This window comes from Coprococcus sp. AF16-5, from assembly GCF_003479365.1.
Lineage (GTDB): Bacteria > Bacillota > Clostridia > Lachnospirales > Lachnospiraceae > Coprococcus > Coprococcus aceti.
The window spans coordinates 24,168-48,731 of the sequence record NZ_QUGZ01000005.1 but is presented as its reverse complement, the minus strand read 5'-3'; the positions used below and the strand labels follow the sequence as shown (position 1 = coordinate 48,731).

The window sequence follows — 24,564 nt, the reverse complement described above, 5'->3', positions numbered from 1 at the left end:
ATGTATGACCAGATTCAAAAAGAATATGAGAAGATTTGTCGTGGCTGCTGTTGTCGGAGCCATGGCCATGTCGATGACTGCATGTACTTCTCATATGTTTGATGAGAAGACTATCACAGGAACAATAAAGGATAATGCGGACAACTACACAAAGGTGCAGAAGGAGTTCGAGGAATATCTGCACGATGAGTATGTGGACAGTGTGACATCGGACACACTCTCGTACAACTATGAGATAAAGGATGGGGATGCCCTTGGTATTCCTGAGCCGGAGGCATCTCTGGGCGATTCGGATATGAGCGATGAGGGAATCAAAAAACGTAAGGCTGAGTTTGATGAGTCCTTTGACAAGCTCAAGTCATTTGACAGGGACGATCTCACGGAGAGCCAGCAGCTCACATATGATATACTTAATCAGTATCTGGAGACGGAGTCAGAGGGTTATCTGAACATATACCTCAGCGAGCCGTTCTCACCTATGAAGGGACTGCAGTCGAATATATCCACATATTTCACAGACTACCGTTTTGACGACAAGGGTGATGTGGAGAGATATCTCCAGGTGCTTGGAATGGTAAGGGATTATTTTGATGACAATCTAGAGTTTGAGAAGACAAAGTCCGAGAAGGGATATTTTATGAGTGATGCCGTGTGCGATAAGGTCATCGAGCAGTGCGAAGACTTCATCAAGGACAAGGACAATCACTTCATGATACAGGTGTTCAACGATAACATCGAGGCGCTGGACTTTCTGACTGCGGACGAGATAGCGGACTTTGAGGAACAGAATAAGAAGGCCGTTGCGGAAAGTCTTATACCTGCATATGAGGATGTTATAGATGTGCTGTCATCGCTCAAGGGAACCGGTAAGAACCAGGGCGGTGTGTGTGGCTATGAAGGTGGTAAAGAGTATTACGCTTACCTTTTGAAGGACGCTGCGGGAACTGATAAGACACCTGAGGAAGTGGCACAGATGCTGGATGACAACCTGTCAGATCTCATGACAGATCTGTATTCCATAGCCATGACACAGTACGATTCATATGAATATTTTGTGGAGCACTACGATGACCTCTTTGGAGACAGTGACTCAAAGGAGCCTTCAGAAATAATAGATATACTCATGAATACAGCCACCGAGAACTACCCAGACTTTGGAGAGATAAAGTATCAGGCGAAGAAGCTTGATAAGAGCCTTGAGGATATTCAGGAGAATACGCTGGCATACTATATGTCACCTGCGATCGATGACCAGGACAACAACCTTATCAGGGTAAATGGCAAACATACGGATGGTATGTGGACCACACTTGCCCATGAGGGATATCCGGGACACATGCTGCAGAATGCATACTACATGTCAACAGATCCTGAACCGGTACGTACCATATTAAGCTTCCTTGGATACAAGGAGGGCTGGGCAATGTATGCGTGCTATGATGCCATAAACTATTACACATTTGATGGGGCATCTGATTCGGACACCGTTGCAAAACTGTACAGGTTAAACGATGAGATCAATTATCTTATAAGTGGAAGGATCGATATAGGAATCAACTATGAGGGCTGGTCACTGCAGGAAGCAAAAGATTACCTGAATGAAAAGGGATTCAACGGCGATGCCGCCGACGATCTGTATACTACCATGATAGGTGATCCTGCCGTATACCAGAGTTATTCAACAGGCTTCTATGAGATGCAGGAGATCAGGGATTATGCTGAGGAACAGCTTGGATCAAAGTTTGACCTGAAGGAGTTCAATACAGTCGTTCTCGAGACAGGTCCATGCCAGTTCAATATCCTGAAGCAGCAGGTTCAGAAGTATATTGATACAAAACAATAAAATAGAATATAGCCGGTACATATAATGTACAGATGGAGACATACCGCAGCCGGAGAAATTTCCGTGCTGCGGTATTTTTGTGTAAAGATTCGGAATTTGCTGCATATACTATATAGATTGCCCCTGGAGGAATGTGCGGTGATATCAGATGCTGCTTACTCAGAGGATTATGTGGAATATATAATAGAATACAACGGAGACAGGGAAGCTCTGATGGATCTGTATCAGCCATACGGGCTCAACATAATAGACGACAGATATGCGGTGGCATATCAGCCGTTTCCGGCTGGGTATATGGAGAGTTTTTCAAGGCTTGAGTACAATCTTTTCCCAAAAGTGTACGGCCTGATGGACGATGTGGGGGCTCTTGAGGCTATAGGGGTTATCAATATCCAGCAGGAAAATATACTCGGACTCACCGGAAAGGGGATGCTGCTTGGCATCGTCGATACGGGGATCGATATATTGGGCAGTTCATTTGTGCGGGATGGGGGTAAGACAAAGATACTTGCGGCGTGGGATCAGACTGTGGAGGAGGCTGACAACGCATCATACGGCTACGGCAGGGAGTATAGCACGGAGGAGATACAGGCTGCTGTGGATGAGAGACAAAGGATATTGACGGATACCACCGGGCATGGAAGCTTCTGCGCGGGAACGGCTGTGAGTGTGGCTCCGTCGGCAGACCTGGTGGTGGTGAAGTTAAAGCAGGCAAAGGAGAATCTCCGCAGCTTTTATGGTATTCCATCGGATGCAAATGCGTACAGTGAGGTTGACATAATGACAGCGATAGCATATCTGCTTGAGCAGCAGAAAAAGCTGCGCATGCCTATGAGCATACTCGTGACGCTTGGGACCAACAGTGGAAGCCATACGGGGGCGGGAGCGCTGGACAAATATATAAACAACATAGGAGATCTTCAGGGGTTTGCGGTATCTGCTGCCGGTGGCAACGAGGGGAGAGCAGGACATCATTATTCCGGGATCGTCACAGGGGCATATGATGTCGTTGAGATCGATGTGGCAGATCACAACAGCTTTACACTTGAGATATGGGGTAAGTCCACCAATACCTACTCGGTGGCCATAGAGATTCCCGGCGGGGAATTTATAGAGAGGATATCGCCGAGGTATGACAGGAGCTCGATCATCCGTCCGATATTTGGAGGTGGGATGATATATGTCGACTATTTTCTCGTAGAGGATTCTGCTGGGCAGGAGCTCATCATGCTCAGATTTATAACCCCGGCAAATGGTATATGGCGGATAAGGGTGTACGGTGTTGGAACCACGGAGCTCAGCTTTAACGCGTGGCTGCCCATAAGCAGCTTTGTATCCCCGGGGACGAGATTTGTGTCAAGTGATCCGGGAGTGACCATAACGAGCCCGGCGGTGGCAGAGACTGCGATATGCACTTGCGCATATGATCACTCAAATGGTAATCTGTATATCGACAACAGCAGAGGCTATACGGCGGACGGCAGGGTGAAACCGGATCTTCTCGCTCCCGGAGTGAATATAAGGGGAGAAGGAGCCAGCGGGGAGACGGTTATAAGAAGCGGCACCTCAGTGGCGGCTTCGTACACTGCGGGCTGCAGTGCCATCATGCTTGAGTGGTCGTATGGGAGAAAGATGATAAGGAATATAAACGGCAACCAGATAAGGGGCTACCTGATAAGGGGAGCGGTGAGACCGGGAAGTTCGGGCGGGCTTTTGGAGATCAGGCAGTATCCGAATCCCGAGTGGGGATATGGCCTGCTGAACATTTACAATACATTTGAAAGTCTCAGGAATGTGTGAGGATAAGTTATGGGAAGAACATGCAGAGAAGAGCTGGCGAGCGGCGGTACGCTAATAATAAGTGAGAATGACTTCAGGATAGAGTATTTCTTCCCGGGGCCGGATGGACGCTATGGTGGAGTGAGGGTCAATATTCCGGGAAGGAAAGTTGAGACCTATATGAGGGCATGGCAGAAGAATTATGAAAGGTACGAAGAGCTTCAGAAGGCGGCGGGTGCAAGTGTGGTGAAGAGACCGGCTGCGATGAGAGGTGAGTGCGGAATGACGATACGGACCGGTTTCATGGACGGAGTATATCTGAAGGGAAGCCACATGAGAGTGACGGAAAGGGTGCAGCTCGACATGATAATCCGGGATTATGGATACGCTCTGGACAGATGGAAGAAGTCCGGGCAAATGCCTGAAAGTAGTGATTGTTAGTCTGCGTGATACTGTGCTATAATGCATCTGTGTGGTCAGAAACGGGAGGAGTATGACATGCATTAATTCACACTATTTATAAGAACGGAGGATAATATAATATGTATATAACATGTCTTGATTTAGAGGGAGTACTGGTGCCTGAGATTTGGATCGCATTTGCGGAGGCAAGCGGAATACCTGAGCTTAAGAGAACAACAAGGGATGAGCCTGACTACGATAAGCTCATGAACTGGAGACTTGGTATACTTAAGGAGCACGGACTTGGACTCAAGGAGATACAGGAGACTATAGCAAAGATAGATCCTATCCCTGGAGCAAAGGAGTTTCTGGATGATCTGAGATCCATAGGACAGGTGATAATCATAAGCGATACATTTTCACAGTTTGCAGGCCCTCTCATGAAGAAGCTCGGTTACCCTACAATATTCTGTAATGAGCTGATCGTTGCAGATGACGGTGAGATCACAGGCTTCAAGATGAGATGCCCACAGTCGAAGCTCACAACAGTCAAGGCTCTGCAGTCAATCGGCTACGACACTATAGCAAGCGGTGATAGCCACAACGATCTGGGAATGATCTATGCGAGCAAGGCAGGCTTCCTGTTCAAGAGCACAGATCAGATCAAGGCGGACAATCCTGATCTTGAGGCATTTGAGACATACGATGAGCTTCTTGCGGCCATCAAGAAGGCAATGGACTAGTTGGAGATACAGATATGAAGTACAAGAGTGTAGATGAGATCGAGACGCTCTCTTTCAGGGATGCGACTCTGATCAGATGTATATATTCGGAGAAGCAGGGAATCCTGGAATTTGAATTTGACGGCGCGGTAGTCAGAGAGGACAACTCTGCAAATGAGCTCTATACTGACAGATATGCCAGTGATATGCAGGTCAGATTCACTGAGCCTGAGATCGAGGCACTTCTGCTCGAGGGTCATAAGTATTACGATGCGAACGATGTCCTCCAGGAGTCAGTACCGGATAAGCCTGTGGACAGGGCGGACTATGAGGATGTGCTGAAGAGCTTTGAGGGCAGGGTTGTATTTTATTCGGGCCAGCCAAAGGAGATGCTCAAGTCTTCGGAGAATGCTGACAGAAAATGCTATCAGATGATAATAGATGTGGATGAGGAATCCTATGTTCTGAGTTTTTACTATGATAAGGTGATCGCACAGTGGGAGCACTTTATGAACAAGGTGATGAACTAGCCTGACGGTTCGGCAGGGATCAGGAAAGGAAGATGCGGCAGATGGCAAAGAGGATACGCCGGTATATAGCATATATTGATGAGCTTTTAAAGAGGAATGATGTGGACTTTGCACGGGAGGCAGAGAGACATCTCACGCAGGTAGGATTTTTCATGCATGAGAGACTTATCCACCTCATAGTGCTGGTATTGTTTGCCGTATTGACGGTTGCAACATGTATAACATTTGTAGTGACGGACAATATATCGCTGCTGATACTTGCACTTGCATTCATGGTGCTGCTTGTTCCATACATAATGCACTATCATCTTCTTGAGAACAGTGTCCAGTATATGTATGAGCAATACGACAGAATGCTCGAGAAGGCGGGCATAGATGCGTTTGTAAACAGATGATTGGTGAAAGGCGGTAAAGCATATATGTTCAATTTCGTTATGGGTATCGTGATGATCGGAATAGGCGCAATAAGTGTGGCTCATGCATTTTTTTCAAAAAATATGGCGGGCTTCATATTCTTCGGCATACTGATGATCGGATTCGGAATAGTGGAGCTGGTCAGATCCAGGGGCGTAAAGGCCAGAAAGAAGGCTGCCAGAGACAGAGAGTTTGACATGTACAATCTCATTGCGTCGGAGATGGGAGTCAAGATCAATCCGCTCACAGGAGAGATGCTGAGCTCAGACAAGAAGGGTGAAGACGAACCAGTGACTGTTACTGAAGCTGATGATGCAGCGGATGTGGCAGAATAAGAACATAGAATAAAGCGGCATGGAGGTTTTCAGATACCTCCGTGCCGCTTGTTTTTTCATGCGGGATATTTCATCTATTTATAATCAGAGAAATCATACTCTGCAAATGTCTTCCCGTGCTCATCGGATCTGTACACCTTGCCATCGCTGGAGTCGATATAGAAATCACCGACCTTGGTGTCGCCCTCTTTATTGTTGTCGTGGAGCTCGATGTGGTAGCCTGTTTTTCCACCGGAAAATTCTGTGAGATCCTTGTCACTGTTGGCAACCTCGAATCTTCCGTCACCTGCGGGAAGCTGATCCATGAACCAGTCCTGGGCATCATCGAATGAACCGAAGATGCCTGACACGGTGTTTCCCACGCCGTCAGCGACATCCTTTACACCGTCGGCCACGCCGTCAGCGACATCCTTTACAGCGTCGGCTGCTCCGCCTACAACGCCTTTGTCAGATGAGTCGGTGCTGTTTCCTTCAGAGCTGTTACCATTCTGAGCCTCAGATGTTGTCTGGGTGCTGGCTGCTGAAGATGAGCCAGTGCTTGAAGCACCGTTTGAATTGCCACAACCACAGAAGAGGATCATGGTGAGTGTCATACACGTCACAAGTAAAAAGTATTTTTTCATTGTACATGTTCTCCTTTTTTTAATATTTGCTATTTATATTCTCCGTATATCTGAGAAATATTCATGGCATAAAAAATAGACACATAATTAAAAATATAAAATAATATAATAGAAAAAATGCTATAGGCGGCGAGGATCATTTGAAAAAAATTGACAATGTGCAGGAGGTGACTGACAGATGGCAGTATATTATGCTGGCGGTTGCCATATTTCTTGCCATAATTTTCTGTTGTTATTACATAATCAGCCAGTCGAGGTGGGGCTTTTATACTGCCGGAGGGCCGGTCAGGCAGCAGGCAAATGTCCTGGGGGCGGATGAGAGCACACCATCGGAGGTGGATGGGGCAAATGATACCGGGGAGATGCAGCCGGAGAAGGACGAAACGGAGTCTGATGCGGAGCCGGAGATAACGAAGAGGGCGTATCTCACATTTGACGATGGGCCATCCGGGAACACAGTGGAGATACTGGATATCCTTGATAAATACGATGTGAAGGCAACATTTTTTGTCGTGGGGCGCGACAAGAGCTATTATGATGCCTACCGGGATATAGTGGATAGGGGACATACGCTGGGGCTTCATTCGTACACCCATGATTACGATAAAATATATGGAAGCCTTGCTGATTTCTCCGAAGATATTGAGGAATTGCGAAATTTATTGTATGATGTAACAGGTGTAAATTGTGTATATTACAGATTCCCGGGCGGCAGTTCAAATACGGTATCCAGAGTGGATATGAACACCCTGATAGACTATGTGAATGCCGAGGGGCTTATATATTATGATTGGAATGCGCTGAACAATGATGCCGTGTGTGGCAGCTACACGCCGGAGCAGCTTGTCGACAATATCATGAAGGATGCACTGCAGCACGACGATGTGGTCATATTGATGCATGATCTTGAGTCGAGGCACACCACGGTGGAATCACTGCCGATGCTCATTGAAAGACTCCGGGATGATGGGTATGAGCTGCTGCCTATAGATGAGAATGCACCACTTATCAGGCACAGATGAGAAGGGACGGATATATGCCATGACTTATGAAGAGGCAAGAAGTTATATAGAATATACGGACACCATGGGAAGCGTTCTGGGGCTTGACAGTATAAAGGAGCTGCTGAGAAGGCTGGGCGATCCGCAGGACGCAGTCCCGGTTATACATATAGCAGGAACAAATGGCAAAGGCTCGATATGCGCATTCCTGGACGAGATACTTGAGAGTGCAGGATACAGTGTGGGAAGATATATATCTCCGACGATATTTACATATCTTGAGAGATTTCAGATAGATAAGGAATATATGTCTGAGGAGGATTTTGCCGTATATCTTGAGACGGTGAAAGATGCAGCGGATGACATGGTGTCGGACGGCTGGGGAAGACCCACATCGTTTGAGACGGAGACAGCGGTGGCGTTCTGTTATTTCTGCGACAAAAAGGTCGATTTCCTGTTGCTTGAGACCGGAATGGGAGGCCTGGAGGATGCCACAAATGTGTGTAGCCACCCGGTCTGTACGATAATAGCAAGTATAAGCATGGATCACATGCATTTCCTCGGGAATACCCTGAGGGATATATACAGACAGAAGCTTGGAATATTGAAAAAGAACTGCCCATGTGTGGCGTACCCGCTTGCCTCAGAGCTTGAGGATATGTGGGATATGGCATGTGAGCAGAATAATATATCGGACTTGGCGGTACTTATCAGGGAGAAGGATATAGAGATATGCAGAGAGTCAGTAGGTGGAAGTGAATATATATATGACGGACAGAGATACGAACTTCAGGTTCCGGGCATATATCAGATATATAACAGTGCCACAGCGGCTGCGACCGCACATGTTCTCATGAGGCTTGGATATGAGCTGACTGAGGATGATATAAGGAGAGGACTTAAAGCGACGTTCTGGAAGGGAAGATTCCAGAAGCTTATGGACAAACCTCTCTTGTATGTGGATGGCGCACACAATCCGGGAGGCTGGAGAGCACTTAGACAGAACATAGATGAGTATTTTGCCGGAAGAGACCTCATATATATATGTGGGGTGTTCAAGGACAAAGACTATGAGCAGATGCTCAGGATCATGATGCCGGGGGCTTCTGCGTTCATAGCAGTTGAGCCGGATAACCCGAGAGCACTTTCAAGGCATGAGCTGAAAAGGCTGGCAGGGACATATATAGATGAAGTCTATGAGCAGGAAGATGTGGACGATGCTGTGAGGCTGACGATGACGCTGGCTGATGACAGGCAGGATCCGGTGGTGATGGTATTTGGCTCGCTGTCATTTATTGGGCCGATCATAGACCGTGCGGAACATGGAGGATATATAGAAAGCTGATGCAGACAGAGATGGACAGAGTGGACAGGATCATATACAACGATGAATACAGACGTCTCATGGAGACTGTGCGGAACAAGGAGACCGACAGGATATTCTGTCGGCATGGACTTGAGCACTGTCTGGATGTTGCCAGGATAGCGTATATAATGAATATCGAACAGGGATATGCGATAGACAGGGAGATCATATATGCCGCGGCACTTCTTCACGATGTGGGACGGGCAGATCCTGATGACACCGGCAGGAAGCATCATGAGCTGAGTGTTGAGTATGCGGGCAGGATACTGGAGCAGTGCGGATTTTCCACGCAGGAGAATGAGCAGATATGTGATGCCATAGGCTCACACAATACAGACGGTGCTGAGCGGGAAGGACTGGCATATGTGTTGTATAATGCGGATAAGCTGTCTCGAAACTGTTTTGACTGCAAGGCATCAGACCAGTGTTACTGGCTGGAGAGTGCACGCAATACAGGGATAAAATATTAAGGGAAGTACCAAGGGATCGCACGTCATGTGCGGATATTTTATATCTGGAGGATAAAAGGATGATAATAGGAAACAAGACATTTGAGAGTGGAAAAGAACCTTATGTGATGGGGATACTGAATGTGACCCCAGATTCATTTTCGGATGGAGGACAGCATAACACCATGGACACAGCTCTGTTTACCACAGAGAAGATGATAGCTGAGGGTGCTGTGATAATAGATGTTGGCGGTGAGTCCACAAGACCTGGATATACAAAGATATCGGATGAGGAGGAGATAGAGAGGACCGCACCGATCATAGGGGCGATAAAGAGAGATTTCGACGTGGCAGTATCACTCGACACATACAAGTCTGCGGTGGCTGAGGCGGGTATACATGCAGGTGCAGATCTCATAAACGATATATGGGGACTGAAGTACGATGAGAAGATGGCGGCTGTCATAGCGAAGTACGACAAGGCGTGCTGTCTTATGCACAACAGGGAGAACACAGATTACACAGACTATCTGGCTGATGTTGTATCAGATCTGGATGAGTCGGTTAACATGGCTCTGGCAGCAGGCATAGACAGGGACAAGATCATGGTGGATCCGGGAATAGGATTTGCAAAGGATCTGCATCAGAATCTGCTCCTCATGAACAATCTGGAGCTGCTCCACAAATGGAATCTCCCGATACTCCTCGGAACGTCGAGAAAGTCGATGATAGGACTTACACTTGATCTTCCGGTGACCGAGCGCGAGGAGGGAACAGTTGCCACATCAGTGCTTGGGCTTGTGAAGGGCTGCGATTTCTTCAGAGTACACGATGTGAAGAGCAACTACAGAGCACTCAAGATGACGCATGCGATGCTGAGTGCCAGATAAAATATAGCGGAGGTGCGGTATGGACAGTATCAATATAAAAGGACTTGAGGTATTTGCACATCACGGAGTGTACAGGGAGGAGAATGTCCTTGGACAGAAGTTCGTGGTGGACGTATCCATGCAGGTGTCGACCCAGGAGGCCGGCAGAAGTGATGATATAAGAAAATCTGTGAACTATGGCAGCGTGTGCGATGGCATACAGAAGGTCATGAAGAACAGAAATTATAAATTGATAGAGACTGTGGCTGAGGAGATAGCAGACATGATACTTCTCACTTACGATGATGTGAGAGGGGTAAATGTGACGGTGAAGAAGCCGTGGGCTCCGGTCATGGTACATGTAGATACAGTGTCCGTGGCCATAAGCAGAAAAAAGCACACAGCATATCTTGGACTTGGGTCAAATATCGGCGACAGGGAATCATATCTGGACATGGCCATAGATGAGCTGAACAAGGATAAATACACCAAGGTGACAAGAGTATCAGATTTTATAGAGACCGAGCCGTATGGCGGCGTTGAGCAGGACGATTTCCTGAACGGCTGTCTGGAGATAGAGACGCTCAGGACTCCTGAGGAACTGCTGAGACTGGTGAATGGAATAGAGAAAGCGGCGGGAAGAGAGAGGCTGATCCACTGGGGACCGAGAACTCTGGATATCGATATCCTGCTTTATGATGATGTCGTGTATGACAGTGAGGATCTTCATATACCACACGTGGAGATGCACAAGAGAGAGTTTGTACTTGAACCGTTGTCCGCGATAGCGGGATACAAGAGGCACCCGCTGCTTGGCAAGACAATATCCGAGCTTCGTGCCGGGCTGGACAAACAGTGACAAATTTGACACTTCAAGTGGAAGGATAGATAGAATGAATACATTGGAAGAGATAAACAGTCTGGAGGAGCAGATACAGCAGCTTATCACCAGAAAGAATGAGCTTATCGACAGAGCGTGTGTTGAGGGCAGAGATATTGCGCTGGCACATATAAGCTCTGATGTGGTGGGCGGGTTTGTGCCCGTGGATCATCTGAAGGTCGATAAAGACACGGTGGTTGTATACCAGGGTGTTCCGGGGGCTTACAGTCATCAGGCTATGCATGACTATTTTGGCAAGGATATAAAGAATGTAAATGTTGCAAAATTTGAGGATGTCATAGAGACGGTGAAGAGAGGCAAGGCTGATTACGGAGTCCTGCCTATAGAGAATTCCTCTGCCGGATTTGTGAGTGGTATATATGATATGGTTGGCAGCAGCGGCCTGACCATCGTGGGCGGAGACGAGGTCAAGGTGGCACATATGCTCATGGGAGTTCCGGGCTCAAAGCTTTCTGATATACAGACTGTATATTCCCATCCGCAGGGGCTTCTGCAGTGCAGTGAATTCCTAAACAGAGCCGGATACGTACAGTGCCCGGTTGCGAACACTGCAGTGGGTGCGGTGGAGGTCAGGGATGAAGGTGATATTACCCAGGCTGCCATAGCGAGCGCTCTTGCCGCAGATATATACGGACTTGAGATACTCAAGGACGATATAGTCAACAATGAGAACAACACAACGAGATTTATCATACTGTCAAAGAAAAAGGAGTATGTGAAGAGTGCGGGAAATATATCCGTATGCTTTGCACTGCCACATGAGAGTGGAACCCTTTACAGTATACTTGGACATATAAAACATAACGGGCTCAATATGACAAGCATTGAGTCGAGGCCTCTCAGGGGAAGAAAATGGGAATATTCATTCTTCATAACTCTTGAGGGAAGTCTCATGGATCCGGCGACGATAGATGCGCTGGACCATATAAATAAGGATTCTATGGATTTCAAGATAATTGGAACATACTGATAAGTAACATGAAAGGTGGGGTAGATATGGCAAGTAAGGTATTTGCAGCCATCGATGTAGGTTCTAACGAGCTGTCAATGAAGGTGTATGAGATAACTCCCAAAAAAGGGGCGAGGGAGATCGATTACGTCAACAGCACAGTTGAGCTCGGAAGTGATACCTACAACAGTGGCAGGATAACCGAGGATTCCATAATGAAGGTATGTGAGATCCTCAACAAATTCCGCAGGAAGATGAGGGAATACGATGTGCGTGAATACAAGGCGTATGCATCGTCCGCTGTGCGTGAGGCGGAGAATTCAGTCATGGTCCTTGAGAGGATAAAGCAGCACACAGGCATCGACGTCTCAGTGCTCAGCAACTCGGAGCAGAGATTCATGAACTACAAGGCGTATGCGGCAAAGTCGAAGTTTGAGGATGCCGACACGAAGAACAGGGCGCTTCTGGACATAGGAGCGGGAAGTCTCCAGATATCTATATTTGACAAGCAGAATCTGATCCAGACACAGAACCTTCCTATAGGAGCCGTGAGAATAAGGGATTATCTGGCAAAATACGGCGCAGACACGGTGGCTCTGGAGAATATCATGGAGGAGTTCGTATCGAACTTCATAGAGGAGTTCAGGAACCTCTTTATAAACGATAAGGACATCAAGAGCATAATAGCCATAGGAGACGGAATCGCAAATCTGAAGAAGGTCGGACCGGAGCTGAATATCACAGACAAGATCACAAGAGATCAGTTCCGCGTGCTTTATCACAAGGTAGTTGAGACCACCCCGGAGGTCCTTTCAGAAAAATATGGTGTGCCATACGAGAGGGCGACACTGATGCTTCCGATGGCGATCATTTACCAGTCATTCCTCGACAACTCAAGGGCGGAGGATATCATCACGCCGGATGTTACGTTCTGTGACGGAATAGTTGCCGATTATATGGATAAGAACGGAACGCTTCTGCTGAATAAGAATTTCGACGAGGATATCATTGCATCGGCAAACAGCATAGCCAAGAAATATAAGGTCAACAGGAAGCACACACAGAATGTGACGCAGAACGCACTGGATATATTTGATTCCTTCAAGAGCGTCCACGGACTCGGAAGGAGAGAGAGACTGCAGCTCCAGATCGCAGCCATGCTCCACAGTTGTGGCAAATTTGTAAATATGAACGTGGGCACCATGATGTCCTATCACATAATCATGTCCACGGAGATACTTGGACTGTCCCACAAGGAGAGGGAGGAGATTGCAAATATTGTGAAGTTCAACGAGTATTATCTCCCTTCACAGACAAAGGCACAGGTATCGCTGATGACTGCGGATTACATGAAGGTCGCCAAGCTGGCATCCATACTGAGACTTGCGGATGTCCTTGACAAGAGCCACAGGCAGAAGATAAGTGATATGAAGTTCAGCTTCAAGGACTACGTGCTCACGATGACGGTAGATACACTGAATGATATTACGCTTGAGGCAGGGGTGTTCAAGACCAAGACTGAACTGTTCAGAAAGGTCTTTGGAGTGAAGCCTGTGTTAAAACAGAAAAGGGGGTTGTAAAGGATGGCAGATAAGAATCCGATATTTTATAACAGAGAGCTCAGTTGGCTTGAATTTGACAAGAGATGTCTGTCCGAGGCGAAGGACAGGACCATTCCTCTGTTTGAGAGAATAAAGTTCCTGAGTATAACGGCATCCAATCTGGATGAGTTCTTCATGGTAAGAATAGCATCACTCACGGATATGGTGCACGCCGGATACACCAAGAAGGATATAGCCGGAATGACGGCGCGGGAGCAGCTTGACGCACTCCATGCCAGCACCAAAGAGTTCATGAAGAACCAGTATCAGACACTGAACAGATCCCTCATCCCTCAGCTTGCCCAGAACGGATTGAAGCTTGTGAGACACCATGAGGATCTCACTCCAAAGCAGGCAAAGTACGTGGACAAATACTTTGAGAAGGATGTATACCCGGTACTCACACCTATGGCGGTGGACTCGTCCAGACCATTCCCGCTGGTGCGCAATAAATCACTGAATATAGGTGCACTCATATACGATAAGAAAAAGGACGTGACGGATATAGCGACCGTCCAGGTTCCATCTGTACTTCCAAGAATCGTGAGACTTCCTTCTGAGGAGAAGGGCGTTACCGAGATAATTCTTCTGGAGGAGGTTATCGAGAAGAACCTTGACAAGCTGTTCCTGAACTACGACATAGTGTGTGCATATCCATACCGTATCATGAGAAATGCAGACTTCTCCATAGATGAGGAGGAGACCGCAGATCTGCTGAAGGAGATCGAGAAGCAGCTCAAGCAGAGACAGTGGGGCGAGGTCATAAGACTTGAGGTGGACGAGGCCATGGACAAGAAGCTCCTTAAGGAGCTCAAGAAGCATCTCGGAGTCGATGACGAGGTCGTATACAAGATCAACGGACCTCTGGATCTCACATTCCTCATGAAGGTGAACGGCATAGATGGTTTTGACCATCTGAAGTATCCTAAGTACAAACCGCAGCCTGTACCTGGAATGGGCGATTACAGCCATATATTTGACAGGATAAAGAAGGGAGACATCCTTCTGTTCCATCCATATTATGAGTTCACACCGGTCATAGAGTTCATAAAACAGGCGGCAAATGATCCTGATGTCCTGGCGATCAAGCAGACACTTTACCGTGTCAGCGGCAATTCACCTATCATCGCGGCACTTGCACAGGCTGCCGAAAATGGCAAGCAGGTAACTGTTCTCGTCGAGCTCAAGGCAAGATTTGACGAGGAGAACAATATAGCGTGGGCCAAGAAGCTGGAGCAGGCGGGCTGTCATGTTATCTATGGCCTTGTGGGTCTTAAGACACATTCCAAGATCGCACTGGTTGTCAGACGCGAGGAGGACGGAATTAGAAGATATGTGCATCTGGGAACAGGAAATTACAATGATCAGACCGCAAAGCTTTACACTGACATGGGACTTCTCACCTGCAGTGATGCCATAGGAGAGGACGCGACGGCGGTGTTCAACATGCTGTCAGGATATTCAGAGCCGAAGAAGTGGAACAAGCTTGCAGTTGCCCCGATCTGGCTGAAGGACAAATTCCTCATGCTGATAGGCCGTGAGGCAGAGAATGCGAGACAGGGCAAAAAGGCAAGGATAGTTGCCAAGATGAACAGTCTCTGTGATCCGGTGATCATGAATGCGCTCTACGATGCCTCAAAGGCAGGCGTAAAGATCGAACTCATCGTCAGGGGAATATGCTGTATCAAGGCAGGAGTTCCGGGACTTTCAGATAATATATCAGTAAGATCCATAGTTGGAAATTATCTTGAGCACTCGAGAATATTCTATTTCTATAATGACGGATTTGAGGATATATACATGGGAAGTGCGGACTGGATGCCTAGAAATCTGGACAAGCGAGTTGAGATAACGTTCCCTGTAGAGGATCCGGAGCTTAAGAAGAAGATAAAGAATATCCTTAAGATACAGCTTGAGGATACACTCAAGGCTCACATCATGCAGCCTGACGGCTCATATGCGAAGCAGGATCTCAGGGGCAAGGCAAAGCTTGATTCACAGATGTATTTTGTGAAGCTTGCGCAGGAGAGTCAGAAGCCGGTGAAGGAAGAGGACAATGACAGGGTGTTCATCCCGGTTGAATCCCACGGCGATAATGAGTGATATAAAGGCAGCACAGAGGCATATCGACAAAAGAAAAATAACAGTTGACACACGGCTGGCGATGTGGTATTCTACCATTGCTGTGTGAAACAGTGAACATAGAAGCAGAGTATCCACTCTCACCTCAGCATGGTCTGACATGACTCGGGTTAATATTTAGCTTAGAAGATTTACAGGGTTTTCCTGAGTTTGAATATGCTTTGTATTAAGAAAGTGGATAGATGGTTCTATCCACTTTTCTTATGTCAGAGAATTGAATTTTAAAAGTGTGGAGGTAGAGAGTCATTAGCGATTTAATGATCAACGAACAGATTAGAGACAGAGAGGTACGACTCATCGGAGAAGATGGTCAGCTTGTTGGAATAATGTCATCCAGGGATGCATACAAGATGGCTCAGGATGCAGGACTTGATCTTGTGAAGATAGCACCTAAGGCACAGCCACCGGTGTGCAAGATAGTTGACTATGGTAAGTATCGTTATGAGCAGGCCAGAAAAGAGAAAGAGGCCAAGAAGAAGCAGAAGACCATGGAAGTCAAGGAAGTCAGACTTTCACCGAACATCGATGCGAATGACCTTAATACCAAGATCAATCAGGCAAGAAAGTTCCTTGAGCATGGCGATAAGGTTAAGGTTACACTGCGATTCAGGGGAAGAGAGCTTGCGCATGTAGAGCAGTCAAAGGTTATTCTTGACAACTTTGCTGAGAAGCTTGCAGAGATAGCAGTTATCGATAAGCCTGCTAAGTTTGAAGGAAGAAGCATGATAATGTTTTTAACACAAAAGCGTTAAATTATTATAGACATATAATTCAAGGAGGAAGTAAGTAAAATGGCTAAATTAAAGACAAAAAGAGCAGCAGCTAAGCGTTTCAAGAAAACAGCTAACGGCGGTTTAAAGAGATCTAAAGCTTATAAGAGTCATATCTTAACAAAGAAGACCACTAAGAGAAAGAGAAATCTTAGAAAGGCTACAATGACAGACGCAACAAACGAGAAGGTAATGAAGAAGATATTACCTTATATCTAATAGATCAGGAGGAAGAAAACCAATGGCAAGAGTTAAAGGCGGAATGAACGCAAAGCAGAAGCACAATAAGGTATTAAAGCTTGCAAAGGGCTACAGAGGAGCAAGAAGCAAGCAGTATAGAGTAGCAAAGCAGTCAGTTATGAGAGCACTTACATCTTCATACGCTGGCAGAAAGCAGAGAAAGAGACAGTTCAGACAGCTCTGGATCGCTCGTATCAACGCAGCAGCAAGAATGAATGACATCTCATACAGCAAGCTTATGCATGGTCTTAAGCTGGCAGGTGTTGACATCAACAGAAAGATGCTCTCAGAGATGGCTATCAGCGATGCTGAGGGATTTGCAAAGCTTGTTGAGGTTGCAAAGGCACAGTTATCATAATATAGAATATAGAATCTTCTATATATAAGTAAAAAGAACCGGATGTGGTATAAACTTACACATCCGGTTCTTTTGTTGCGCGAAAAGGTTTTATAATTCGGAGGCGTATGCTATAATTATAGAGGTTAGGGGGATGACCAATGAGAGTAAAGACACAGAGTAGGAGGCACATATGTTCGTAGAGAGAATAACAAAGGATCAGATGAAGATGTTTCTTGAGACTTTTGCTTGCTGTAGTGAGCAGAAGAACCTCGTTATGAGACTTAACTATGCAGGAAAGGAACCGTATCTGGATGTGACCAGGTTCAGCAATGGTCTGGTATATACTGATTCATATTATGATTTTGACAGTACATACTGCAGTAATCTTTGGAATAAGTTCCTGTATACACAGTTCACACATGAGTATTACACAGCGTTCAAGGAGTACCTTATGAAGGATGTGGACAGAAAGCTCACTAATATGATAAAAATCTGAAAAAAGTTGTTGACTTTGTATTCGATAGATGGTATTATCTTATTCGTTGGTGACGAGCACAGAAGTCGACATCACATAAATATGCGGGAGTGCTGGAATTGGCAGACAGGCTAGACTAAGGATCTAGTGCTGGAAACGGCGTGTGGGTTCAAGTCCCATCTCCCGCATTTTTATTTTGAAAGTCTTATGGAATTTCGGATGTGAGAGAATGGGCGGTTATCAATTACATATAGAATATGCGGGAGTGCTGGAATTGGCAGACAGGCTAGACTAAGGATCTAGTGCTGGAAACGGCGTGTGGGTTCAAGTCCCATCTCCCGCATTTTTTATTTCTAGAGAAAGCTTAAAACATAAGCTTTCTCTTTTTTTTAACTAATATTAACTCCCGGGAGATTTCCTTGATATATGGGCTGACAGGGGGTAGAATCAAATATATTCATAAAAACAGGAGGAATAGAGCGTGTCAAAAGCGATATTCAATAAGAAGGTTCTGGCGGCAGCGATTGCCGGTCTGATGTCCGTGTCGCTGGTTGGTTGCGGAGGCAGTACCGGTGGACAGACAGGAAGTTCCAGAATAAATATAGAGCCGTATAGCAAGGTGGAATTCAATACGGATCAGGTTAAGAACGGAGATATCCAGTCCTCATTGACATTGGAGCTCAAGCCTGATGGTTACAGTAGCAATGATTACTCGATACAGCAGTCTGACTACAAGGTTCAGGAGGTCAAGGTAAAAGAGGGCGATAAGGTGGCCAAAGGCGATGTGATGATTCAGTTTGAGGCCAAGGATATCCAGAAGACCATAGATCAGTATACGGATCAGAAGGAGCGGGATCAGCTTCTTATAGACCATTACAACAGGCTGGCGAGCATAGACAGCAGCCAGGATTACTCCAGTGACATATCCGCGGCGAAGGAGGATATGGATCTGGCGGATACATACATCAAAGAGCAGAACGAGAGAATGAAGGAGTATCAGGTCATTGCAGACAAGAACGGAACAGTGACTTATGTCAACTCAGATCTGCAGTATGGATATGTCACAGCGGGTGATACGCTCATAACGGTGGATTCGGGTTCGTCTGATTATGTATCAGAGACTGCGGATTCATACGAATTCAAGGAGGGGCAGACCTACGATGCTGATTTTCAGGAGGCAACATTTACACTGAAGCTCACGAAGTGTGAGAAGTATACAAGCTCTGCCACCGGAGAGGAGATGCAGAAACTTACATTTCAGCCTGTCAGTGATATGACCGGAGTGACCGAAGCGGATACCCTCAAGATGGTCATAGATAAGCCGGTTGTAAAGAACGTTGTATATGTGAATAAAAAGGCTGTGTTTGACGGCTCGGGTGAGAAGAAGTATGTGTACACTGTAAATGAGGACGGATACAGGAATGCGGTAGAAGTTACTGTTGGAGATACGGTGGATGATTATACAGTTATCAAATCAGGACTGAAGGCCGGAGAGCAGGTGGTGATAAATTGATGAGACAGAATATTATGCATAAAGGCAGCACACGGACAAAAAAGAATATGACCGCCAGAATAGCATGCCTGGTAATGTCATTTGTCATGGCAGGAGGAATGGCGGGCTGTGGCAAGGAGAACAGCGAGAAGGTTCCTGAGCTCGTTGAACCTGTAAGTACAAACGAGGCATACAGACCGGTCACATATGGAGATATAGGCAAAAAGGTCATCAAGACCGGAACGATAGTCCCAACTGACTATTGTTATTACTATGACACATCTGTGACTCTGTCAAAGGTGTATGTGAATGTGGGCGATGAGGTCAAGAAGGACACGGTTCTTGCAGAGACCGACAGCAATGCATCCACAGCATCGGGAGACGATGGCAGTGATACAGATTCAGGCTCAATAGTGGATGATTCTTCAACATCGATGGATGGGGACGACAGCTCTGGAGCTGATTCCCAGGATGTGAAGAAGTATTCACATGAGATCAAGCAGAAGATATATGAGCAGAATCAGGCTGAGTTGGACTGGAAGATAAAGGCGTGCGAAGAGATCGGTGATTCAAAGGGCGCTGCAGAGGCCAGAACAGAAAAAGCCATAAATGAGGAGAACAACAGGTACGATAATCTTTTATATGAGTATGAGCAGAAAAAGCTCACACAGCAGGACGAGGATGAGGACAAGGTCAAGCAGAGCGGAACGCTCAAGGCAGACCGTCCGGGCACGGTAACATACGCCAAGAAGATAAGCGGCAGTGAGAATACTGTCGGCGGCGGTGAGAACGTGGTCGTGGTTTCAGATTACAGTGATCCATATATAGAGATAACCGGTGAGAGCTTCAAGAAGAATACATACAGCATGTATAAGAACATGTACACTGTGATAAATGGAAAGCAGTATGACATAGTGCCATACAACTACACCAATCAGGAGATAGCTGTGGCACAGAGCAAGTCAAGTCTTCCATACACAAGATTTAAGCTCAAGGGTGTGAAGGATGCAGATAAGATCCTCAGCGTGGGCAACACGGTGTCACTGTATTTCAGTACATCCGATGCAAAGGACGTACTCACAGTGGGAAATGATTCCATATACGAGGAGAACAACCAGAAATTTGTATATGTCAAGACAGATTCCAGTGAGAAGGAGCGCAGGGATATAGATACCGGTGCCAGCGACAATAACTACACAGAGGTAGTCAGCGGACTCAAGGAAGGCGATCTTGTCTACTACGCTTCAGATGCGGTCATGCCTAGTGATTACACAGAATACACGGTGGCACTCGATTCATATACGAAGACAGCAACGGTGAAGAGCGATTCGTTCTCGGTGGAGGACCTCAACAGTGTCAGCTACACTGCACCATGCGATGGACGTTTCACGTCACTCAACGTCAAGAAGGGCCAGAAGGTTAAGAAGGGGGATGTGCTGTTTGTCATTGACAGTGGCGGCGGAACAGCGGCGGTCAAGGATATAGATAACCAGATCAGCGAGGAGAACCAGACTTACAGTTCGGATCTCAAGGATTTTGATGATCAGATAAATGAGCTTACAAATGAGATCACGAGATACCAGAAGGGTAAGGTGGCAACGCCGACGGATGCAGAGAACACTCTCTACATGGCGGAGCAGCTCGTGTGCCAGAGAAATGTTGTTACATACAACAAGGATCTTAGGATATATACACACAATGCAACCATCAAGAGCTTAAACGCACAGAGAGAAAAGCTCAACAAGAACAATGATGGAAGCGGAAAGATAACTGTCTACGCTGACCAGGCGGGAACAGTCCTCTCGGTTGGCGCGAAGACTGATGTGGCTGTCAAGGAAGGTGCAAATGTACTCACAGTCGGAAGCAACGACAATGTGATCCTGGCGATATCCATATCAGAGGGAAAACTTGCTGTAAACCAGAAGGTTTCAATATCAAATAAGAACAACAGCGGTAAGAAGATAAGCGGAGTGTGTGTCGGAAGCACCGGAGACAGCTCCAAGTCATATATCAGTACTGATTCAGAGGGTGGGGTTCACGTAACCAAGTGTTCAGGCAGTGATGAACTGAAATATTATATAAAGGTTGATGATGCAAGCTTTTACAAGAAGCCGAAGTCATATCAGGTCAGCTACCCGACAAAGTCCTATGAGAACGTGGTCATGATACCTAACAACATGATCTATCATGAGACGAGCAAGAACAATTCAAATGAGTATGACTATGTATGGCTCATCAAGGATGATGAGATCATAAAGCAGTATGTCACTCTCGGCGAGGCAGACAAGACCAAGACGGTTATACTGTCAGGTCTTTCAGAGGGCGATGTCATAGCTAAGGAATCAGGAGCAACATCCACCGGTGGCTCATCGAGTTCATCAGATGGTTCCGATAATTCAAAGTCAGGCGCAGACAGCCAGTCGGATGGCGGATCGGATTCATCTGGCGGAGATGCGGCGGCAGCAGAGTAGCAGAGAGGAGATATAATGTTTAAATTTTTATCACATAAATTATTGAACAAGAAGTGGTTAAATGCATGTCTCCTGCTTGGAATCATATTGCTGGTGGCTGTTGCATCGTGCAACCCAATGTTCAAAAACGGAGCGCTGGATATGCTCATGTCGTCCAAGTTTGACGCGGCGATGGTAGAGCAGAACAAGTATCCGGCAACTATCGGCAGATCAGGCTCATGCGCGGTAGACGATTATGCCGATGCCGATGCAGTGCTTGGCAGGATCGGCAAATATGAGGACATGTGGAACTACTACATGGAGATAGATGCTCTGCAGAAGCAGACCAGCCTGTCACTTCAGGCGGGGTACACCCAGAGCAACCTGAATCACAGGACCAGCTTCAACATGACATATATGCCACAGATAGAGGATCATGTGAACATAACATATGGAACGTCACTCGAGGATGCCAAGACAGAGGATGGTGTGTATCCTTGTATCATCTCACAGAGAAACCTTGACAAATACGGCCTTGTCGTTGGAGAGGTATTCAGCATAGATACCGGACTCAGCGATGCCGTTGACTCACAGGGCAATCCTATGAAGTATCAGATCGTAGGTGTATTTGAGGAGAAGGATTACTCAGACAGCTTCTGGTATGACCAGCTTGCAGATCTCGACAGCGAGGTATATGTGAAGAAGGATGACTTCAACGACATGATAGGCAAGTACGGCTTCCTCACAATATACTACGTGGATCACGTCATGCTTGACTACTCACAGATAACACACAAGAATGCCATGGACACGCTGTATTATCTCCAGTCATTTGAGAAGTCAGATAAATATTTTGAGCAGAATTTCAGCAGTGTGCTCATAGATTATAAAGGCGATGCAAGAACCATCGGTATAATCATATGGGTTCTGGAGCTCCCAATACTGGTTCTGCTTCTGGCATTCATTTACATGGTATCAAGTCAGATACTTGAGATGGAGGATGGAGAGATCGCCATGCTCAAGAGCCGTGGTACCAGCACGAAGCAGGTTCTCGGAATATACCTTGGACAGTCGGCAATACTGTCGGTGATAGCCATAGTGATAGGAATCCCTATAGGATATCTTCTGTGTAAGCTTGCAGCAAGCACGGATTCGTTCCTGCAGTTTGGATTTAAGGATACACATTTCTATGGAGTAGATCCGTGGATGATAATATACAGTCTGGCTGCCGCTGTTATAGCTATATTATTTGTGACACTTCCGGTGTTCAAATACGCCAAGAACTCCATAGTGGAGCAGAAGAGCAGAACAGGAAAGGTAAATTACAAGCCATTCTGGGAGAAGTTCTTTGTGGACGTCATCCTTGTGACACTTTCAATATACCTCCTGTACAATTACAACAAGCAGAAATCGACGATAGCACTCGATATACTTGCGGGTTCAAGACCTGATCCGGTCATCTTCCTGAACTCCTCACTCTTTATATTTGCAGTGGGACTTCTGGTGCTCAGACTCATCAAATACCTGATAAGACTGATATACAGGATCGGAAGAAAGAGATGGTCACCGGCTGTGTACGCATCATTCCTGCAGATCACACGTACGGTCAAGAAGCAGGGATTCATATCAGTGTTCCTTGTAATGACAATAGCCATGGGTATGTTCAACTCGAACATGGCAAGAACCATAAATAAGAACAAGACACAGCGAATAGATTACAATCTGGGAACGGATCTTGTGGTACAGGAGCAGTGGACCAGAGGAACATACATAGACAAAGACAAGAAGACCCACTGGTATTACACAGAGCAGGATTTTGAGAGATTTACAAAGCTCGAGGACAGCCTGTGTGACAAGGTGACAAGAGTCATATACGACGACAATGCCGTCATAAAAGCGGGCGGCGAGGAGTTGGCGGGCAGCGTACTCATGGGTATCAACACCAAGGAGTTCGGTGAGACGGCCAGACTGCAGAGCGGACTCAACAAGGAGCACTGGTACAATTACCTGAATGATCTTGCAACAGTGTCGAATGGAGTCATCATTTCATCAAACCTTGCAAAGAAGTACAATATAAAGGTTGGAGATTCCATAAACTATGCGAGATACAGTCCTATTGCAAGCAAGGAGAAGGAGGAGATCGCATCTCCTAGCGGAACGGTATGTGCCATAGTGGATGCATTCCCGGGATTCCAACAGTATGTGTATGAGAAGGATTCCGAGGGAGAGATGCAGGAGGTGGAGAGATACCTCGTAGTTGCCAACTATGCATATGTTGTTGGTGCATTCAGTCAGACACCATACCAGGTATGGATGCATCTCAAGGATGGTGTGGACTACAAGGATGTACTTCAGGCACTCAGTGATGAGGATGTCAATATAGTGCAGTATGAGAGTGTGGATAAGGATGTGTCAGAGATGCAGGAGTCACCTCTGGTGCTCATAACAAATGGTCTGTTCTCACTGTCATTTATCATAGCGATCATACTTTGTACGGTGGGATTCCTGATATACTGGATAACATCCATCAAACAGAGAGAACTTCTGTTTGGTATCTACAGAGCTATGGGTATGAGCATGCGTGAGATCAACAAGATGCTCATAAATGAGCAGATATTCAGCTCGGTACTTGCCAGTCTGGCGGGATACGGAGTCGGTGCTGCGGCTACGGCGCTTTTCGTCAAGCTGGTTGCCGTGGTTTATCTGCCGGAATCACACAACATAGCGATATCGATAGCTGTGGATCCTTACGACATCATAAAGCTCACAGCGGTTGTTGTATTTATGTTTGTTGTATGTTTCGTAGTCATAAGAACTATATTGAAGAAGATGAATATAACACAGGCATTAAAGCTGGGGGAGGATTAATCT

23 protein-coding genes and 2 tRNA genes are annotated in these 24,564 nt (G+C 46.4%); 24 read left to right on the top strand and 1 reads right to left on the bottom strand.

What is annotated here, in order from left to right:
• Positions 1-4: 4 nt before the first annotated feature.
• The 7 genes from DWW70_RS12125 to DWW70_RS12095 all read left to right on the top strand — a co-directional run bounded on the left by DWW70_RS12125 (position 5) and on the right by DWW70_RS12095 (position 6,025).
• A complete protein-coding gene (locus DWW70_RS12125; protein WP_118649940.1) occupies positions 5-1,843 on the top strand; it encodes a DUF885 domain-containing protein in 1,839 nt (612 codons plus the stop codon).
• 138 nt (positions 1,844-1,981) lie between these two features.
• Positions 1,982-3,643 (top strand): S8 family peptidase, encoded by a 1,662-nt coding sequence (locus DWW70_RS12120; RefSeq protein WP_118649939.1) that lies wholly within the window; start codon positions 1,982-1,984, stop codon positions 3,641-3,643.
• Between the two features lie 9 nt (positions 3,644-3,652).
• Positions 3,653-4,063, top strand: coding sequence for a hypothetical protein (locus tag DWW70_RS12115; RefSeq protein WP_015533895.1), 411 nt, complete (start codon positions 3,653-3,655; stop codon positions 4,061-4,063).
• A 101-nt stretch (positions 4,064-4,164) separates the two neighbouring features.
• Positions 4,165-4,767, top strand: a complete 603-nt coding sequence (gene thrH, locus DWW70_RS12110) for a bifunctional phosphoserine phosphatase/homoserine phosphotransferase ThrH (protein WP_118649938.1) — start codon at positions 4,165-4,167, stop codon at positions 4,765-4,767.
• A gap of 14 nt (positions 4,768-4,781) precedes the next feature.
• Positions 4,782-5,276, top strand: a complete 495-nt coding sequence (locus DWW70_RS12105) for a hypothetical protein (protein ID WP_118649937.1) — start codon at positions 4,782-4,784, stop codon at positions 5,274-5,276.
• A 41-nt stretch (positions 5,277-5,317) separates the two neighbouring features.
• Positions 5,318-5,671: a hypothetical protein gene (locus tag DWW70_RS12100; RefSeq protein ID WP_117549243.1), complete on the top strand. Its 354-nt coding sequence runs from the start codon at positions 5,318-5,320 to the stop codon at positions 5,669-5,671.
• A 24-nt stretch (positions 5,672-5,695) separates the two neighbouring features.
• A complete protein-coding gene (locus DWW70_RS12095; RefSeq protein ID WP_117549241.1) occupies positions 5,696-6,025 on the top strand; it encodes a DUF308 domain-containing protein in 330 nt (109 codons plus the stop codon).
• 74 nt (positions 6,026-6,099) lie between these two features.
• On the opposite strand, the gene DWW70_RS12090 is transcribed toward DWW70_RS12095, so the two are convergent.
• The gene (locus DWW70_RS12090; RefSeq protein WP_118018156.1) at positions 6,100-6,648 is read right to left on the bottom strand and encodes a hypothetical protein; all 549 of its coding nucleotides are present in this window, start codon (positions 6,646-6,648) and stop codon (positions 6,100-6,102) included.
• 140 nt (positions 6,649-6,788) lie between these two features.
• On the opposite strand from DWW70_RS12090, the gene DWW70_RS12085 reads away from it, so the two are divergent.
• The 17 genes from DWW70_RS12085 (at position 6,789) to DWW70_RS12005 (ending at position 24,561) form a co-directional block, all read left to right on the top strand.
• Positions 6,789-7,670, top strand: coding sequence for a polysaccharide deacetylase family protein (locus tag DWW70_RS12085; protein WP_238051350.1), 882 nt, complete (start codon positions 6,789-6,791; stop codon positions 7,668-7,670).
• Positions 7,671-7,689: 19 nt separating this feature from the next.
• A complete protein-coding gene (locus DWW70_RS12080; RefSeq protein ID WP_243017725.1) occupies positions 7,690-8,994 on the top strand; it encodes a bifunctional folylpolyglutamate synthase/dihydrofolate synthase in 1,305 nt (434 codons plus the stop codon).
• A complete protein-coding gene (locus DWW70_RS12075; RefSeq protein ID WP_015533888.1) occupies positions 8,994-9,485 on the top strand; it encodes an HD domain-containing protein in 492 nt (163 codons plus the stop codon). The genes DWW70_RS12080 and DWW70_RS12075 overlap by 1 nt, the downstream gene beginning before the upstream one ends.
• A gap of 59 nt (positions 9,486-9,544) precedes the next feature.
• The gene (gene folP / locus DWW70_RS12070; protein WP_118649935.1) at positions 9,545-10,354 is read left to right on the top strand and encodes a dihydropteroate synthase; all 810 of its coding nucleotides are present in this window, start codon (positions 9,545-9,547) and stop codon (positions 10,352-10,354) included.
• Between the two features lie 19 nt (positions 10,355-10,373).
• Positions 10,374-11,192: a 2-amino-4-hydroxy-6-hydroxymethyldihydropteridine diphosphokinase gene (gene folK, locus DWW70_RS12065; RefSeq protein ID WP_118649934.1), complete on the top strand. Its 819-nt coding sequence runs from the start codon at positions 10,374-10,376 to the stop codon at positions 11,190-11,192.
• Positions 11,146-12,204 carry a prephenate dehydratase gene (locus tag DWW70_RS12060; protein ID WP_243017724.1) on the top strand — a complete coding sequence of 353 codons (1,059 nt, stop codon included), beginning with the start codon at positions 11,146-11,148 and terminating at the stop codon, positions 12,202-12,204. Before folK ends, DWW70_RS12060 begins: the two co-directional genes overlap by 47 nt.
• Positions 12,205-12,230: 26 nt before the next feature.
• Positions 12,231-13,763 carry a Ppx/GppA phosphatase family protein gene (locus tag DWW70_RS12055; protein WP_055146896.1) on the top strand — a complete coding sequence of 511 codons (1,533 nt, stop codon included), beginning with the start codon at positions 12,231-12,233 and terminating at the stop codon, positions 13,761-13,763.
• Between the two features lie 3 nt (positions 13,764-13,766).
• Positions 13,767-15,887, top strand: coding sequence for an RNA degradosome polyphosphate kinase (locus DWW70_RS12050; RefSeq protein WP_015533883.1), 2,121 nt, complete (start codon positions 13,767-13,769; stop codon positions 15,885-15,887).
• Positions 15,888-16,183: 296 nt separating this feature from the next.
• Positions 16,184-16,678, top strand: a complete 495-nt coding sequence (infC, locus tag DWW70_RS12045; protein ID WP_015533882.1) for a translation initiation factor IF-3 — start codon at positions 16,184-16,186, stop codon at positions 16,676-16,678.
• 39 nt (positions 16,679-16,717) lie between these two features.
• On the top strand, positions 16,718-16,915 hold the full coding sequence (gene rpmI / locus DWW70_RS12040) for a 50S ribosomal protein L35 (RefSeq protein WP_004849138.1): 198 nt from the start codon (positions 16,718-16,720) through the stop codon (positions 16,913-16,915).
• Between the two features lie 22 nt (positions 16,916-16,937).
• Positions 16,938-17,294, top strand: coding sequence for a 50S ribosomal protein L20 (gene rplT, locus DWW70_RS12035; protein ID WP_004849136.1), 357 nt, complete (start codon positions 16,938-16,940; stop codon positions 17,292-17,294).
• Positions 17,295-17,466: 172 nt separating this feature from the next.
• Positions 17,467-17,772 (top strand): hypothetical protein, encoded by a 306-nt coding sequence (locus DWW70_RS12030; RefSeq protein WP_015533881.1) that lies wholly within the window; start codon positions 17,467-17,469, stop codon positions 17,770-17,772.
• Between the two features lie 83 nt (positions 17,773-17,855).
• A tRNA-Leu gene (locus DWW70_RS12025) sits at positions 17,856-17,939 on the top strand.
• Positions 17,940-18,010: 71 nt separating this feature from the next.
• Positions 18,011-18,094, top strand: a tRNA-Leu gene (locus tag DWW70_RS12020).
• 138 nt (positions 18,095-18,232) lie between these two features.
• Positions 18,233-19,264, top strand: a complete 1,032-nt coding sequence (locus DWW70_RS12015; RefSeq protein WP_118649933.1) for an efflux RND transporter periplasmic adaptor subunit — start codon at positions 18,233-18,235, stop codon at positions 19,262-19,264.
• On the top strand, positions 19,264-21,714 hold the full coding sequence (locus tag DWW70_RS12010; protein ID WP_118649932.1) for a biotin/lipoyl-binding protein: 2,451 nt from the start codon (positions 19,264-19,266) through the stop codon (positions 21,712-21,714). Before DWW70_RS12015 ends, DWW70_RS12010 begins: the two co-directional genes overlap by 1 nt.
• 15 nt (positions 21,715-21,729) lie before the next feature.
• The gene (locus DWW70_RS12005) at positions 21,730-24,561 is read left to right on the top strand and encodes an ABC transporter permease (RefSeq protein WP_118649931.1); all 2,832 of its coding nucleotides are present in this window, start codon (positions 21,730-21,732) and stop codon (positions 24,559-24,561) included.
• The last annotated feature ends 3 nt before the right edge of the window (positions 24,562-24,564 follow it).

Excerpts from the sequence above, each read along its gene's own strand:
- DWW70_RS12125 (WP_118649940.1), top strand. The coding sequence starts at position 5 with ATGACCAGATTCAAAAAGAATATGAGAAGATTTGTCGTGGCTGCTGTT.
- DWW70_RS12115 (WP_015533895.1), top strand. The coding sequence starts at position 3,653 with ATGGGAAGAACATGCAGAGAAGAGCTGGCGAGCGGCGGTACGCTAATA.
- thrH (WP_118649938.1), top strand. The coding sequence starts at position 4,165 with ATGTATATAACATGTCTTGATTTAGAGGGAGTACTGGTGCCTGAGATT.
- DWW70_RS12105 (WP_118649937.1), top strand. The coding sequence starts at position 4,782 with ATGAAGTACAAGAGTGTAGATGAGATCGAGACGCTCTCTTTCAGGGAT.
- DWW70_RS12100 (WP_117549243.1), top strand. The coding sequence starts at position 5,318 with ATGGCAAAGAGGATACGCCGGTATATAGCATATATTGATGAGCTTTTA.
- DWW70_RS12095 (WP_117549241.1), top strand. The coding sequence starts at position 5,696 with ATGTTCAATTTCGTTATGGGTATCGTGATGATCGGAATAGGCGCAATA.
- DWW70_RS12090 (WP_118018156.1), bottom strand. The coding sequence starts at position 6,648 with ATGAAAAAATACTTTTTACTTGTGACGTGTATGACACTCACCATGATC.
- DWW70_RS12080 (WP_243017725.1), top strand. The coding sequence starts at position 7,690 with ATGACTTATGAAGAGGCAAGAAGTTATATAGAATATACGGACACCATG.
- DWW70_RS12075 (WP_015533888.1), top strand. The coding sequence starts at position 8,994 with ATGCAGACAGAGATGGACAGAGTGGACAGGATCATATACAACGATGAA.
- folP (WP_118649935.1), top strand. The coding sequence starts at position 9,545 with ATGATAATAGGAAACAAGACATTTGAGAGTGGAAAAGAACCTTATGTG.
- folK (WP_118649934.1), top strand. The coding sequence starts at position 10,374 with ATGGACAGTATCAATATAAAAGGACTTGAGGTATTTGCACATCACGGA.
- DWW70_RS12055 (WP_055146896.1), top strand. The coding sequence starts at position 12,231 with ATGGCAAGTAAGGTATTTGCAGCCATCGATGTAGGTTCTAACGAGCTG.
- DWW70_RS12050 (WP_015533883.1), top strand. The coding sequence starts at position 13,767 with ATGGCAGATAAGAATCCGATATTTTATAACAGAGAGCTCAGTTGGCTT.
- infC (WP_015533882.1), top strand. The coding sequence starts at position 16,184 with ATGATCAACGAACAGATTAGAGACAGAGAGGTACGACTCATCGGAGAA.
- rpmI (WP_004849138.1), top strand. The coding sequence starts at position 16,718 with ATGGCTAAATTAAAGACAAAAAGAGCAGCAGCTAAGCGTTTCAAGAAA.
- rplT (WP_004849136.1), top strand. The coding sequence starts at position 16,938 with ATGGCAAGAGTTAAAGGCGGAATGAACGCAAAGCAGAAGCACAATAAG.
- DWW70_RS12030 (WP_015533881.1), top strand. The coding sequence starts at position 17,467 with ATGTTCGTAGAGAGAATAACAAAGGATCAGATGAAGATGTTTCTTGAG.
- DWW70_RS12010 (WP_118649932.1), top strand. The coding sequence starts at position 19,264 with ATGAGACAGAATATTATGCATAAAGGCAGCACACGGACAAAAAAGAAT.
- DWW70_RS12005 (WP_118649931.1), top strand. The coding sequence starts at position 21,730 with ATGTTTAAATTTTTATCACATAAATTATTGAACAAGAAGTGGTTAAAT.